Genomic DNA, 13,035 nt, shown 5'->3' on the forward strand with positions numbered 1-13,035 from the left:
GCCCTCCGTCTGCTCTTGATTGACAGACCGCCAATCACGGGGGCCGGTCGTACCACGATAGGTGTAGCCAGCCAATGGATCTTGATAGCTAATCGGAGACGAAACGGTCGCGTTGACGACAGCCTGTTGTGTCGCAACGGAGGGCAAAGGGGTAGGCTCATAGGCGCATGCGCCAAGCCCGAGGGCCGAAGCCCCCATAAGTAGATGAATTTTCATGAAGGTATCCTGATTGATGAACGATGTCTCACGCAGAGTCTGCGCAAGGCTCACACCCGGATTGGGCGCCGTTTCAGATCAGGAATCGAGGGGGCCGCAGAAACCCTGATGTTTCGACGGAATGCGTCTGACCGCTCAGGATCATATATTCTTTCGCAGCAATAGGATCCGGGAATACCAAGTCTGCGTCTGGAATGACGACAGAAATGCATATTCCGTTACAACACTGAGTTGATTGATGCTCTGTTTCACCAATGTCGGAGGATATGTCATCCACGTCAACTGTCGCCGGGTGTTTCATGTGGTCGGCGTGGATATCAGTTCCCTGACCAACAGTCGGTTCGCTGAGAAGGGCGCTGATCGATCCAGAATGCTGACCATCATGCATTCCCGAGGCCGCGTGTGCCGCAGAAGGTGGAGACAGAACCAGCGCCAACGCAAAAGCGAAGCAAGTGAGGAATTTCACCCATACCGAAGTGGCGACACGCATTCTCATGAACGGAAACTTGGACGTTTTGACAAATTAGTCAACGCTTACAGCGCGGGAAGGTTTGGCACATTCTAGCGAGGCAGGCGAATTCTCGCTGCAAGCGCTCAAAACTGTTGCGCAATAGGTACATAGCAACGTTCACCATTCAGACAGAAGACGCGAAAATGGCAGGGAGTATTTCAATAATGACTGGAATTGACGGGACTAAGTCAGTCTTTCCGATCCGTAGCCCGCATCGTGAATCGCTGCCTTCAGAGCGCTTTCATCCAATGCGCTATCTACCTCGACGGAACGCGCAGTCAGGTCACAGGTGACAGTCGCGTGTGGGTCTATCGTCACAATGGCCTTCTTTATCGACGCGGTGCAATGTCCGCAGTTCATGTCCGGCACGCTGAACCTGATCATCACGATCTCCTTCTTGCTGCTGCTACCTAGGGCGTTCCCCTATGGGAAGGTCAATGCCCGAAAAAATTTCTCGATGCACCTGTTGACCTTCCAGCGAATGGAACCCTTATCTCTCGGAGGATCAGAATCAGGAGATTTCCATGTCCGGTCCGCACAACGTCCGATTTTCCCTTCAAAACATGTCCTGCGCCTCTTGCGTTGGGCGGGTGGAGCGTGGGCTTTCCGGCCTGCCGGGTGTCAGCGACGTTCGCGTCAACCTCGCCAGCGAGACGGCCCAGGCGCAGATCGACGGGCCGGAGCGCATCTCGGACATCGTCGAGAAGTTGGAAGAGATCGGCTATCCCGTCCGGACTCAGAGCGTTCGTCTGAACGTGGCCTCCATGTCCTGCGCGTCCTGCGTCGGGCGGGTGGACAAGGCGCTGGCGGCGATGACGGGCGTGCTGGACGTGAACGTCAATCTGGCCTCGGAAACCGCCACGGTGACTTATCTCGAAGGCGCGGTCGTGGTCGCCGACCTGCTCAAGGCGGCGGTTGACGCAGGCTATCCCGCGACCCTGCCGCAGGACAGCGCGCCGGAAGACACGAGTGCCCGCAAGGATGAAGAGGCGCGCAGGCTGGCCCGCAGGACCGCTATGGCGGCGGCCCTCGCCCTGCCGGTGTTCCTGCTGGAAATGGGCGCGCACCTGATCCCCGGGATGCATGGCCTGATCGGCGAAACCATTGGCCACCGGGCCAGCTGGCTGATCCAGTTCGGTCTGACCACCGTGGTCCTGTTCTGGCCGGGGCGCAGCTTCTACACGCTCGGGTTTCCCGCGCTGCTCAAGGGCGCACCGGACATGAACAGCCTTGTCGCTGTCGGCACCTCGGCGGCCTATCTCTATTCCCTCGTGGCGCTCTTCGCGCCCGCGCTGCTGCCCGAAGGGTCGCGCGCGGTCTATTTCGAGGCGGCGGCGGTCATTGTCGTGCTGATCTTGCTGGGCCGCTGGCTGGAAGCCCGCGCAAAGGGCCGGACCGGGGCCGCGATCCAGAAGCTGCTAGGCCTTCAGGCCAAGACCGCACGAGTGGTGGTGGGCGGAGAGCCGCAGGACGTGGCTATCGAACGTATCACTGCGGGCGACATCCTGTTGGTGCGTCCCGGAGAGCGGATCGCGGTGGACGGCGAGGTGACCGAAGGCAGCGCGCGTGTCGATGAGAGCATGATCACCGGCGAACCGGTGCCGGTTGCCAAGTCGGTGGGCGACCCCGTCACAGGCGGGACGGTCAACGGCTCCGGTGCCTTTCGGTTCCGCGCGACGCGCGTGGGGGCGGATACGACGCTGGGCCGGATCATCCGCATGGTCGAAGAGGCGCAGGGGGCGAAGTTGCCGATCCAGGGGCTGGTCGACCGGATCACTCTGTGGTTTGTGCCCGCGGTCATGGCTTTTGCCGCCCTGACCGTCTTGGTCTGGCTGCTGGCCGGGCCGTCACCCGCCCTGTCCTTTGCGATGGTCGCCGGTGTTTCGGTCCTGATCATCGCCTGCCCCTGCGCGATGGGGCTCGCTACGCCGACCTCGATCATGGTGGGCACAGGGCGCGCCGCCGAAATGGGCGTGCTGTTCCGCAAGGGCGATGCGCTGCAACAGCTTTCGACAGTGGATGTGGTGGCGCTGGACAAGACCGGCACGGTGACCGAAGGCCGCCCCGAGCTGACCGATCTGGTGCTGGCCGACGGCTTTGACCGCGCCGAGGTGCTGGCGCTGATCGCGGCGGTCGAGGCGCAGTCGGAACATCCCATCGCCGAGGCCATCCTGCGGGCGGCGGAGGCCGAGGGCGTTGCCCGTCACGACGCGCAGAAATTCACCTCCATCACCGGCTACGGTGTCCGGGCAGAGGTTTCGGGCCATGACGTCCTGGTGGGGGCCGACCGTTTGATGACGCACGAAGGGCTGGACATCGGTGCGTTGGCCGACGAAGAGCGCCGCCTGGCCGAACGGGGCCGCACCGCGCTTTACGCCGCCATCGACGGACGCGTTGCCGCCGTCATCGCCGTGGCCGATCCGGTGAAGCGGTCCAGCGCGGCAGCCATCCGGGCGCTGCACGATCTGGGCCTGAAGGTTGCCATGATCACCGGCGACAAGCGCGAGACGGCAGAAGCCATCGCGCGCGAGACCGGCATCGACCATGTGATCGCGGGTGTGCTGCCGGATGGCAAGGTCGCGGCATTGGACGATCTGCGCGGCACGGGCCAGCACATCGCCTTTGTCGGCGACGGCATCAACGATGCGCCCGCGCTTGCCCATGCGGACGTGGGCATCGCCATCGGCACCGGCACCGACGTCGCCATCGAATCGGCCGACGTGGTGCTGATGTCGGGCGATCTGCGCGGCGTGGTCAACGCGCTGGAAGTGTCGCGGCGTACGATGCGCAACATCCGCCAGAACCTGTTCTGGGCCTTCGGCTATAACGTAGCCCTCATTCCGGTGGCGGCGGGACTGCTCTACCCGGTGTCGGGCCTGCTGCTGTCGCCGGTGCTGGCGGCTGGGGCAATGGCGCTCAGCTCGGTCTTCGTACTGACGAACGCGCTGCGCCTGCGCCGTGTCCGCCCGGCGATGGACGACGCGGCGAATGCCGCGACTGCCCCCCGCATGTCCCCCCTCCCGGCGGAATGAAACAAGGAGAAAACGATCATGAATATCGGAGACGTGGCCGACCTGTCCGGCCTTCCTGCGAAGACCATCCGCTACTACGAGGACATCGGGCTGGTCGAGCCGCTGCGCAGTACCAACGGCTATCGAAGCTTTCGGCAGAGCGATGTGCACAAGCTGGCGTTTCTCGGGAGGGCGCGCGCGCTTGGCTTTACCATCGAGGATTGCCGGAGCCTGCTGAAGCTCTATGCCGATACCGACCGGGCCAGCGCCGAGGTCAAGCAGATCGCCGAAGAACATCTCGACCGGATCGATCGCAAGATTACGGAGTTGACTGAGATGCGCGCAACTCTATCGCACCTTGTCGATGCATGTGCAGGTGACCACCCCCCCCAATTGTCCGATCCTGGCCGATCTGGCGATGTATGAGAAATCGCCTTCGGCCACCAAAGCCGCAATCTGACGACACTCCAAAAACTTGGCGCGGCAGCGACGCCGCCATCTTGGGAACGGATTTTCGGAACATTCCAGCGCGGGAAAGTTGTTCCGTCCTCAGCTTTCACAATTTCGGGAGAGAAGGATTCCATGTCCTACAGCCGCTTTTTCGCGATGATCGCCACATCTACCGTCGTCATGTTCGGTCTGATGTATCTCAACACCTATCTCTGGACGCATGTGTTCTGGTCCGAAACGCGGACCTACATGGCTCTCCTGATGGGTGCCACCATGGCGATCATCATGCTGGGCTTCATGCTGTCGATGTATTCCAGCAAGATGGCTAACGCCGCCATCTTCATCGGTGCCGCTGTGGTCTTTGCCGCCTCGATTTGGCTGGTCCGCAGCCAGGTGACGGTGGGCGACACCAGCTACATGCGGGCAATGATCCCGCACCACTCGATCGCGATCATGACCTCCAGCCGCGCCGATATCTCGGACCCGCGCGTGCGCAAGCTGGCGGATGAGATCATCTATGCGCAGGACAAGGAAATCGCCGAGATGCGTTATCTGGTGAACGATATCGACGCCAACGGTGACAGTCCGGCACAGTCAGAAAGCGGACCGCCGCAGATCATGAGCCTTGACGAGGCGCTATCAACCCCGGAAGTCGCCATTCTCGACCTCGAATTTCTTACTACGGAGGACATTGCGCAGATGTTTCCCGGCGGCGCCGCGTGCACGTTCACCTACACCACCACAAGCAGGCCTGCGCTGGCGGTGGGCCGCATCGACGGTGGGAGTGTAGCTCTCGCCAAGATCAGCGGCGATCTGGTGCGGCTGGAGGCTGGCGACGCCGGAAGCACTTGGGGCACGGAAGGCATGACAGTGGCGTTGAGCGCGCCGAGCGGACCCGGCATATTGGACGCAAATAGTGGCGAAATGCAGGACGCCGATCTCGTTCTCGAACTTGGGTCCGGTCTGCGTGCAGGGTATCGCGGATATTACGGTTGCGGTGCCTGAACCAGAAACTGGAGGAAACACCATGCCGAAAGGCGCATCGAAATCAGCCCAACTCTACCGGATGGTCATGCCGGATCATCTTTGCCCTTATGGTCTCAAGTCCAAAGACCTGCTCGAACGGGAAGGGTACGAGGTCGAGGATCATCACCTGACGACACGCGAGGAAACAGACGCCTTCATGGATGAACATGGTGTCGAAACCACGCCGCAAACGTGGATCGGCGATGAGCGGATCGGCGGCTATGACGATCTGCGGGTGCATTTCGGCCTCGACGCGCCGGAAAGCGAACGCTCGGACACCGCCTACCAGCCGGTGATCGCGATCTTCGCGGTCGCTTTCCTGATGGCGCTCGGCCTGTCGTGGTACAGCTTCGGAAACATCCTAACGCTGCGCACGCTGGAATGGTTCATCTCGATCTCAATGTGCTTTCTCGCGGTGCAGAAACTCCAGGTTGTCGAAAGCTTTTCGACCATGTTCCTGAACTACAATCTGCTGGCGCGCCGCTGGGTGCTTTACGGCAAGATCTATCCCTTCGGAGAGGCTTTCGCCGGTGTCCTCATGGTCGCCGGGGCGCTCACCTGGCTGTCGGCTCCCGTGGCCATGTTCATCGGCACCGTCGGAGCGGTATCGGTCTTCAAGGCGGTCTATATCGACAAGCGCGAGTTGAAATGCGCCTGCGTCGGGGGCGACAGCAACGTGCCACTAGGGTTCGTCTCGCTCACCGAGAACCTGATGACGATGGTCATGGGTATCTGGATGCCGATCCGGTTCTACCTGATCGGTTGACGGCCCCGCGACCTCTACAGAGGCGCGGCGTGTACGACCTTTTTGACTGGTGGAGATGATCCCCACTTACCAGCCATCGCGCCAAGAGCTGGTTCGAAGTTCGTCAGCCGATCGTCGCGAGAAAGGGAAACGTCCCCAGAAGCCAATAGGCAAAACGGGACAGCTGACCAGTCATGATGGCAATGCCCATGATGATCATGGCGACGCCCGCGCCCTTGTAGAGCCAGCGACCGGCCTTGCCGATCTGTCTGACCCGCGCGGCGATGGCGTCGGTGAACAGCGCAGCCAGCAGGAAAGGCACCCCCAGTCCAGCGGAATAGATCGACAGCAGCCAGATGCCGTCCGACATGCCGCCGGACGTCGAACTGAGTGTCAGGATCGCGCCGAGGATCGGTCCTATACAGGGTGTCCAGCCAAAGGCGAAGGCCAGTCCCAGCACGTAGGCCCCAAACGGGCGACCGCCGGGAATGTCGAGATTGAAACGGGTATCGCGCGAGAACGTCTCCAGACGAAAGACACCCAGCGTGACCAGTCCGAACAGAATGATGATCGCGCCGCCGAGAAAGTTGAGCTCGGAGCGCCATGTCAGCAGCAGGGATCCGAGCGCGCTGGCCCCGGCCCCGAGGGCGACGAAGACCGTCGAAAAGCCCAGGACAAAGCAGGCACTCAACCCGAGCGCCCCGGCGCGCGCCCGCAAGCCGACCGACCGCGTCGTGCGCAAATCCGGCTGACCCGCGATATAGGATACGTAGCCCGGCACCAGCGGCAGGACGCAGGGTGACAGGAAAGAGATGGCTCCCGCCAGGAATGCCGCGAAAATGCCGATGCCGGAAATATCCATCATACATCACGCTCGGTGCTGAAGGGCCACACGGCCCACCAGAACGCGACCAGCGGGACCACCATCCATTGCAAAACAGGTGACAGGCCCGCATCGAGGATCGGAATGATCGGCATCAGGTCCGAATAGGCCCATGCCTCACGGATCACGATGTTGAGCCATTCACTGAACAGCGTGTATCCCAGCCCGAACACCACCGTCAGGACGGTCACAGACCGCCGCGTGGAGGCGACCAGAGGCCAGCCCTGGCCCGTCAGCATGAGGGCAAGCATCAGCGCGCTCATGGCGATCAGGATATCGCCACCCGTGCAATGGACGGCTGCGAAAACGATCTCACCCCAAGTGCCCTCGTTCCAGATCGTGTAGAGCGGCATATGCGCGAACTCCCAGAACAAGTTGGCCGGGATGATCACCGCAAAATACCGACGCAGAGCTGTCAGGGAAATTCCGTCTGTTAAGGACAGCCTGACGCCAGTCGCGACGACACTCATTGAAACACACCTGTCAGCCGGTCCCACCAGCTGAGCTCCCGGCGTCGATGCTGGGCATTGTTGATCAACTCGCTGACATAGAGGATCAGGTTCACGTTCTTGAACTCCATGCCATGGAATTTTGCGGCGAACCGCCCACCGATATCCAAGACATGAGTGACTGCCCCGTGCGTCATCATGTCGCTGTCGGCGGTCATCGTGAACTCAAGCCCATAGTCCCGCGCCAGAAGGCGCGTGGTGTCTTCAGCCTGATCGGGCTGCTTGGTCAAAATGACCCAGTTGCTTTGATCGAACCCATGCCGATCCGCGTAATCGCGCAGCACGTCCGGCGTGTCGTTCACCGGATCGGTCGTGATCGAGATGAACTGCACTAAATCCTTCATCGGCCCGTCGTTGATCGAGGCCTGTATGGCCGCGATCTTTTGGGAGTGGAGCGGGCAGACATCCGGGCAGTTGGCGTAGATGAAGTGCAGGATGACCACCTTGTCGCTAAAATCCGACAAGCGCACGGGATTCCCCTCGGAATCCTGCAGCTCGAAACCCGGAGCCTGCGCTGCATCGATGGCTTGGAAGTAGGGCTCCATCTCGAACATGCGCGCATCCAGGTTTTCACCCGGATGATCGGCGAAGGCCGGAGACGAAATCGTGGTCACAAGTATCGCCAAAGCGGCGCGTCGTGTTAGTGCTGTCAATTCTTGAATCCTTCAAAACTATTGCCTGCCGATCCGTAGACCGACAGGCACTTTCGGCAATTTAGCCGTCAGAATTTGGCGAAGGCATCATGCCGCCGTCCATATTCTCGGTCATGGACGCCATCATCTCGGTGCAGGCTTCCATCATGGGCTTCATTTCGGTCATCATCTTCATCATGTCCATCATGTCGCCGTCCATCATGCCGCCTTGCATGGCCCCCTCATTCTGCATCATTTCGCCCGTTTCCGGCGTGGTCTGTTCTTGGGCGCTGACGGCAAATGCACTTGCGGTAAGGGCCGTTGCGACGACGAAGGTTTTAAATGCTTTTCTCATGGTTTTCTCCTTGGGTTGGTTGGTCGTGTGGTTATTGAAAGAGCTCAGTCGGGAGACGCCCCCTCCGGCGATTTGGAGCAGCCCTTTCCAGACCCGCCCTTCATGCACAGACCCAAGCCGCACATCGCGGCACAGGGGGCCAGCGAGACCAGAACAGGCGCGAGCCCGATCGCGGTGAGCCATCCCCAGTTCAGGGCCATGCCGCCCCCCATCACAGTTGCCGCACCGACGAACAGCAATCGTCTGCGCGTCAACCACCGGGGCCAATTTCCTGCGCTTTCGATGTTGGCGGCACCCGCAATGTTGGAAGGTGATATTTCGGTCATCCGGAAAGTCCTTTCGATGATTAAAAGCTAGTCATTCCAGTAACTGGAAGGTCAAGGGTGAGCAGTGGACTTTTGCTGGAATTCATTCAATAAAGCTTCGCAAAAAGGACACCATCTCGGGATCATCCCATTCGGCCGGGCCGACCAGTCGCCCGAGCTCCCGCCCCTGCGCGTCGATCAGGATCGTCGTCGGCAGGCCAACGGTGCGCAGCGCGGTCATCGAAAGCATGGTCTGGTCGACATACATATTGAGATTGGTGACACCGATCTCGTCGTAGAAACGCCGAACGATTTGTGATCCGGCCCGGTCGATGGAAAGGGCAACCACTTCGAAGTCGTCGCCGCCAAGTTCCGCCTGAAGCGCATCGAGCGTCGGCATCTCTTCGCGGCAGGGGACGCACCAGGTTGCCCAGACATTCACGAGGATCACCTTGCCGCGAAAATCTTCCATGTCTCCGCGGCTGCCGTCATCTTTCTCGTAGCGCACATTGGCGACAGGCTGCGGGGTGTCGTGAAGTGCAAACCCTTGCGGTGTCGCGAAAGCCGCGCCGACGGACAGTGCCCAGGCGATCAGCGCCGGTTTCAGATTTTTCATGGCGTTTTCTCCTTGGCGGATTGGGTTTTGTGGTCACGGACGATCGGCAGCAGCGTTTCCTGCAGGATTGCTCGTGTGATCGGACCAACATGGCGGTAGGCGATGGTGCCGTCGGGCGCGATGACGTAGGTTTCGGGCACGCCATAGACGCCCCATTCGATACCGGCGCGTCCGTTGATGTCGGCCCCGATGCGCGCGTAGGGATCACCCAACTCGTCGAGCCAGGCGCGCGCCTGATCGGGCGGGTCCTTGTAGTTGATTCCGTAGAGCGGCACCTCACCGGTTGCGCTCAACTCCATGAACAGCGGATGTTCGGCACGGCAGGGCACACACCACGAGGCAAAGACGTTCACCAGCGAGACATGGCCGATCAGGTCCTGCGTCGAAAGACCTTCTTCGCGGCCGAGCACCGGGGGCAGCGCGAAGTCGGGCACGGGTTTACCGAGAAGTGCCGACGGCAAGTCGTCGCCACCCCAAAAAAGCCCCCAACTGAACAGGACCATGAGGGCAAAAGCTATCAGCGGCACCAGCACGAACCCGGAGATTCTGCGTCGCGACACAGGGTCGGCATTTCTCTCGACCTCTTCCGTCATGGCTGCGCCTGCTCATCGGCAAGGGATCGGCTTTCCTGCGACGCGCGGATCCGGTTGGGCCATGTGCTCTTGATGTAGTCGATGATCGCCGTGATCTCATCGTCTGTCAGCACATCCTCATATCCGGGCATGTCGCTTTCGTACCCGTTCCCGACAATCGCCGCCGGTCCGCGTTTCACGATGTCGAACAATACGCGGTCGGGGTGATGCCAGGTATGGCCGGAGGCGTCGTGCGGTGGGGCAGGCAACCTTCCGTTCGGCAATCTGGAGCGCCAATCTAGCTGCCCCTCTAGGCTCGCCCCATGGCAACTGGCGCAATTCTCTTGATAGAGGCGCTCACCCATGCGCACGTCGCTCTGCGCCGCAACCGGCAAAACCGTTGTGGCGAGCAGGACAGCCGAGAGCCTAATCGTGTTTTTCACTAGTTTCCGCCTTCTTGTTACGAGCCACCTACAGAGGACGATGAGTGCCGCGAGCGACGACAGGACAAGCAGGACGCAAAGCGCCCAGACCAACCCCATCGACAACAGGCTGTCGCCGCTGCTGGCACCCTCAATCCGCATTCTGGCACATTTCTATTTTCCGCTGTCCGAACGGATGTATTTGACCAAAGCGATCGCCGCGAGCACCAGCACACCCACGATCAGCAACCAGACGAGGCCCATCGCAATCATCATGCCGCCGCCCATCATTCCACCGTCCACCATCATGCATTCCATCCTTTGTTTTCCCTTGAAACCGGTCTGGCACGGGTTCGCACCAGACCGCGCGATTGATCATTCGACCGAATATACGGTCGGGCTCAGACCTTCCTCGACGGTGTAAATCTTGAAGGGCTCCTGTTTCGCGCCGCCCATACCCGGCGACCCCAATGGCATGCCGGGAAGAGTCACACCGGCAATTTCCGGGCGCTCTTCCAGCAGCCTGTAGACGACATCAATCGGCACGTGGCCGCTGATGACGTAATCGTCCAAAAAGCCTGTATGGCAGCCTTGGAAGTCATCCGGGATGCCCGCATCGCGGCTGATCTGCGCCAGATCGTGGGTCGGCTTCACCTCCACCGTGAAACCGTTCTCGCGCAGATAGTCCGCGTAACTCTCGCAACATCCGCATTGTGGGTTCTTGTAGAGCGTGACCTCCTGCGCCGCGGCAGGCGCGGCATTCAGGCTCATCGCAAGGACGGCGACGGCACCTGCCGTGCCGAGGCTGGCAAATCCAAGTATCTTCTTTATCGGTTCATTCATTTTCATGGTCCTAAGTGTGTGAGTTTCAGGTTTTGGTCGTGCCAGGTTCGACACGGATGACGCCCATCATGCCCGCCGCCTGGTGTTCCAGAATGTGGCAATGGAACATCCAGTCACCGGGATTGTCCGCGGCGAAGGCGATCTCGACCCGTTCTTCGGGTGCCATCAGGACGGTGTCCTGCCATTCGCGATACCGAGTCGGTTGTCCGTTGCGGGCGATCACACGGAACGAATGCCCATGAAAATGGATCGGATGGTGCCAGGCGGTGCGATTATCCATCTCGAACACATGCGATGTGCCGAGCGGCAGGACCAGCAAGGGGTCCATCATGTGACCCGTCGCGGCTTCGCCGTTGATGAACCACATGTTTCCTTCGCGCATCTGGCCCATCATTGACCCCATGCCGCCGCCCATCATCATCTGCCCCATCATTCCGCCGTTGAAGACGATCTGATGTCGCGCGGCCGACGCCATGTCCGGTTCCGCCAGCGGGTTGGGCGGCAGGTCCATCGGCCAATCCGGTACACTGTCCCGCAACTTGTCCGGCCCGTAGGCGAGATCGACCAGACGGTATTCGAGACCCTCGTAGAAGGCATCGGTGACCGTGACGACTTCTCCGGGTTTGCCGGTCATGTCGATCACCAGATCGACACGCATGGCAGGGCCGATCACAACGATATCGCCATCTGGTGCATGAGGGGTCACGGGTTGGCCATCCAGCGCGACGACGACTGGTTCAAAATCTCCAAAATCCAGCCCGAATATCCGCGCGTTCGCCGCGTTGATTAGCCGCAAGCGGATGCGTTCACCGGATTGCACCGCGATGCGTTCGGGTATCTGGCCGTTGATGGTCACGGAATTGCCGATACGACCGCCGTGCATCGCGTCGTGGCGGTTGTCGAAGTCATTCGACAACTGCCCCGCCCGCGTCATGCGCCAGTCGTCCAGCATCCAGGTCAGGTCACGATCCACGCGGATCGGGTCCACCTCCTCGACGATCAGCGGCCCGTAGAGTCCACGTCCGACCTGTTCCGAACTGCGCTGGTGCGGGTGATACCAGAACGTGCCCGCATCCAGTGCATCGAATTCGTACAGGAAATCGCCATCAACCGGGATCGGGTCCTGCGTGAGGAACGGCACTCCGTCCATCGCATTGGGCGTGCGGATGCCATGCCAGTGGATTGTGGTCCCTTCATCTAACCCATTCTGAGCCAAAACCAGCACTCGGTCGCCCTGCCGGACCCTGATTTCAGGGCCGGGGACGGACCCGTTATAGCTCCAGACATTAGTCGGGCCGTATGGTGACGGGCGCAGGGCGGCCTGTCCGGATGCCGCGCGTAGGACGAATGGGTCCCCAGTTGGATCGGCCATCGCCATTCGTGCAAGTGACAGAGCGGATAGGGCTGTTAATGCGGCACCTGTGCGAAGCACGTGCCTTCGTGAAATCGGTCTGTGGAGGATCATCGCATTTGCCTTGATCTGAAAGGGTCGCACTCAGCCAGCTTCGGCCAAGGCAACAATTAGGCCTCGCAGCAGGCGAGGCCGGTTTCAGGTTCAGACAGGCAGTTTGGGAGGGAATGGATCAAGCGACGGATTCGTGCCGAGTGAGATCAGAGGTTCGGCACCCCGGACGGCAGTACCAAAAGGCCTCGTGAGCCGCGCTGACGGCATATTGGCAAGGAGGCCAGAAGTACCGCTGGAGCCGCAAGGAACAGGACACCCACCTTCACAGGCAGTGCCCTCAGCAAATCCGGTGGGATAGCACCCGCCGCAACGGCCATCCGCGCTCTCGGAGGGGTCCATCTGCGCCATAGCCGTGACCGACATACTGGCCGACGACACATCCGGCGCAGTCACTGCACCGAAGGTCAGCATGAGAATCAAAACAAGGCGAAAAACGCGGAACATAAACAGTTTTTACAACCTTCCAGTAAGGGG

General features: G+C 60.6%; 16 protein-coding genes and 1 pseudogene. 4 read left to right on the plus strand and 13 right to left on the minus strand.

The annotated features are described in order from the left end of the window. Positions 1 to 289: 289 nt before the first annotated feature. Positions 290 to 712 carry a hypothetical protein gene (locus tag ABM428_RS17110; RefSeq protein ID WP_081858737.1) on the minus strand — a complete coding sequence of 141 codons (423 nt, stop codon included), beginning with the start codon at positions 710 to 712 and terminating at the stop codon, positions 290 to 292. A 198-nt stretch (positions 713 to 910) separates the two neighbouring features. After that, positions 911 to 1,111 carry a heavy-metal-associated domain-containing protein gene (locus ABM428_RS17115; protein WP_037941729.1) on the minus strand — a complete coding sequence of 67 codons (201 nt, stop codon included), beginning with the start codon at positions 1,109 to 1,111 and terminating at the stop codon, positions 911 to 913. A 140-nt stretch (positions 1,112 to 1,251) separates the two neighbouring features. On the opposite strand from ABM428_RS17115, the gene ABM428_RS17120 reads away from it, so the two are divergent. The 4 genes and pseudogenes from ABM428_RS17120 to ABM428_RS17135 all read left to right on the plus strand — a co-directional run bounded on the left by ABM428_RS17120 (position 1,252) and on the right by ABM428_RS17135 (position 5,980). Then, positions 1,252 to 3,759: a heavy metal translocating P-type ATPase gene (locus ABM428_RS17120; RefSeq protein ID WP_353628621.1), complete on the plus strand. Its 2,508-nt coding sequence runs from the start codon at positions 1,252 to 1,254 to the stop codon at positions 3,757 to 3,759. Between the two features lie 18 nt (positions 3,760 to 3,777). After that, positions 3,778 to 4,198, plus strand: a pseudogene (gene cueR / locus ABM428_RS17125) (Cu(I)-responsive transcriptional regulator). A 122-nt stretch (positions 4,199 to 4,320) separates the two neighbouring features. Next, the gene (locus tag ABM428_RS17130) at positions 4,321 to 5,193 is read left to right on the plus strand and encodes a DUF305 domain-containing protein (protein ID WP_353628622.1); all 873 of its coding nucleotides are present in this window, start codon (positions 4,321 to 4,323) and stop codon (positions 5,191 to 5,193) included. Positions 5,194 to 5,215: 22 nt separating this feature from the next. Beyond that, positions 5,216 to 5,980, plus strand: a complete 765-nt coding sequence (locus ABM428_RS17135) for a glutaredoxin (RefSeq protein WP_353628623.1) — start codon at positions 5,216 to 5,218, stop codon at positions 5,978 to 5,980. A gap of 103 nt (positions 5,981 to 6,083) precedes the next feature. Here ABM428_RS17135 and ABM428_RS17140 read toward each other — a convergent pair whose 3' ends face one another. The 11 genes from ABM428_RS17140 to ABM428_RS17190 all read right to left on the minus strand — a co-directional run bounded on the left by ABM428_RS17140 (position 6,084) and on the right by ABM428_RS17190 (position 12,561). Continuing rightward, entirely contained in the window at positions 6,084 to 6,824 is a 741-nt protein-coding gene (locus ABM428_RS17140; protein WP_353628624.1) for a cytochrome c biogenesis protein CcdA, read from the minus strand. Then, complete coding sequence (locus tag ABM428_RS17145) at positions 6,821 to 7,312, minus strand: hypothetical protein (protein ID WP_051843822.1); 492 nt, start codon at positions 7,310 to 7,312, stop codon at positions 6,821 to 6,823. Before ABM428_RS17145 ends, ABM428_RS17140 begins: the two co-directional genes overlap by 4 nt. Continuing rightward, positions 7,309 to 8,004: an SCO family protein gene (locus ABM428_RS17150; RefSeq protein WP_353628625.1), complete on the minus strand. Its 696-nt coding sequence runs from the start codon at positions 8,002 to 8,004 to the stop codon at positions 7,309 to 7,311. Before ABM428_RS17150 ends, ABM428_RS17145 begins: the two co-directional genes overlap by 4 nt. A gap of 61 nt (positions 8,005 to 8,065) precedes the next feature. Beyond that, positions 8,066 to 8,338, minus strand: a complete 273-nt coding sequence (locus tag ABM428_RS17155) for a hypothetical protein (protein WP_114865727.1) — start codon at positions 8,336 to 8,338, stop codon at positions 8,066 to 8,068. 44 nt (positions 8,339 to 8,382) lie between these two features. After that, complete coding sequence (locus tag ABM428_RS17160) at positions 8,383 to 8,664, minus strand: hypothetical protein (RefSeq protein WP_037941737.1); 282 nt, start codon at positions 8,662 to 8,664, stop codon at positions 8,383 to 8,385. Positions 8,665 to 8,746: 82 nt separating this feature from the next. After that, on the minus strand, positions 8,747 to 9,259 hold the full coding sequence (locus ABM428_RS17165; protein ID WP_066010346.1) for a TlpA disulfide reductase family protein: 513 nt from the start codon (positions 9,257 to 9,259) through the stop codon (positions 8,747 to 8,749). Beyond that, positions 9,256 to 9,852, minus strand: a complete 597-nt coding sequence (locus ABM428_RS17170; RefSeq protein WP_037941739.1) for a DsbE family thiol:disulfide interchange protein — start codon at positions 9,850 to 9,852, stop codon at positions 9,256 to 9,258. The genes ABM428_RS17165 and ABM428_RS17170 overlap by 4 nt, the downstream gene beginning before the upstream one ends. After that, the gene (locus tag ABM428_RS17175; protein ID WP_373276856.1) at positions 9,849 to 10,274 is read right to left on the minus strand and encodes a cytochrome c; all 426 of its coding nucleotides are present in this window, start codon (positions 10,272 to 10,274) and stop codon (positions 9,849 to 9,851) included. Before ABM428_RS17175 ends, ABM428_RS17170 begins: the two co-directional genes overlap by 4 nt. A gap of 153 nt (positions 10,275 to 10,427) precedes the next feature. Beyond that, entirely contained in the window at positions 10,428 to 10,562 is a 135-nt protein-coding gene (locus ABM428_RS17180; RefSeq protein WP_353628626.1) for a hypothetical protein, read from the minus strand. Between the two features lie 66 nt (positions 10,563 to 10,628). Continuing rightward, positions 10,629 to 11,084 (minus strand): DUF411 domain-containing protein, encoded by a 456-nt coding sequence (locus ABM428_RS17185; RefSeq protein ID WP_353628664.1) that lies wholly within the window; start codon positions 11,082 to 11,084, stop codon positions 10,629 to 10,631. Positions 11,085 to 11,121: 37 nt separating this feature from the next. Next, positions 11,122 to 12,561, minus strand: coding sequence for a multicopper oxidase family protein (locus tag ABM428_RS17190; RefSeq protein ID WP_353628627.1), 1,440 nt, complete (start codon positions 12,559 to 12,561; stop codon positions 11,122 to 11,124). Between the last annotated feature and the right edge of the window lie 474 nt (positions 12,562 to 13,035).

This window comes from Sulfitobacter sp. TCYB15 (assembly GCF_040435955.1).
Lineage (GTDB): Bacteria > Pseudomonadota > Alphaproteobacteria > Rhodobacterales > Rhodobacteraceae > Sulfitobacter > Sulfitobacter pontiacus.

Coding starts and splice junctions, on each gene's coding strand:
- ABM428_RS17115 (WP_037941729.1), bottom strand. CDS start 1,111: ATGATCAGGTTCAGCGTGCCGGACATGAACTGCGGACATTGCACCGCG.
- ABM428_RS17170 (WP_037941739.1), bottom strand. CDS start 9,852: ATGACGGAAGAGGTCGAGAGAAATGCCGACCCTGTGTCGCGACGCAGA.
- ABM428_RS17155 (WP_114865727.1), bottom strand. CDS start 8,338: ATGAGAAAAGCATTTAAAACCTTCGTCGTCGCAACGGCCCTTACCGCA.
- ABM428_RS17130 (WP_353628622.1), top strand. CDS start 4,321: ATGTCCTACAGCCGCTTTTTCGCGATGATCGCCACATCTACCGTCGTC.
- ABM428_RS17190 (WP_353628627.1), bottom strand. CDS start 12,561: ATGATCCTCCACAGACCGATTTCACGAAGGCACGTGCTTCGCACAGGT.
- ABM428_RS17160 (WP_037941737.1), bottom strand. CDS start 8,664: ATGACCGAAATATCACCTTCCAACATTGCGGGTGCCGCCAACATCGAA.
- ABM428_RS17145 (WP_051843822.1), bottom strand. CDS start 7,312: ATGAGTGTCGTCGCGACTGGCGTCAGGCTGTCCTTAACAGACGGAATT.
- ABM428_RS17165 (WP_066010346.1), bottom strand. CDS start 9,259: ATGAAAAATCTGAAACCGGCGCTGATCGCCTGGGCACTGTCCGTCGGC.
- ABM428_RS17110 (WP_081858737.1), bottom strand. CDS start 712: ATGAGAATGCGTGTCGCCACTTCGGTATGGGTGAAATTCCTCACTTGC.
- ABM428_RS17140 (WP_353628624.1), bottom strand. CDS start 6,824: ATGATGGATATTTCCGGCATCGGCATTTTCGCGGCATTCCTGGCGGGA.
- ABM428_RS17180 (WP_353628626.1), bottom strand. CDS start 10,562: ATGATGGTGGACGGTGGAATGATGGGCGGCGGCATGATGATTGCGATG.
- ABM428_RS17135 (WP_353628623.1), top strand. CDS start 5,216: ATGCCGAAAGGCGCATCGAAATCAGCCCAACTCTACCGGATGGTCATG.
- ABM428_RS17120 (WP_353628621.1), top strand. CDS start 1,252: ATGTCCGGTCCGCACAACGTCCGATTTTCCCTTCAAAACATGTCCTGC.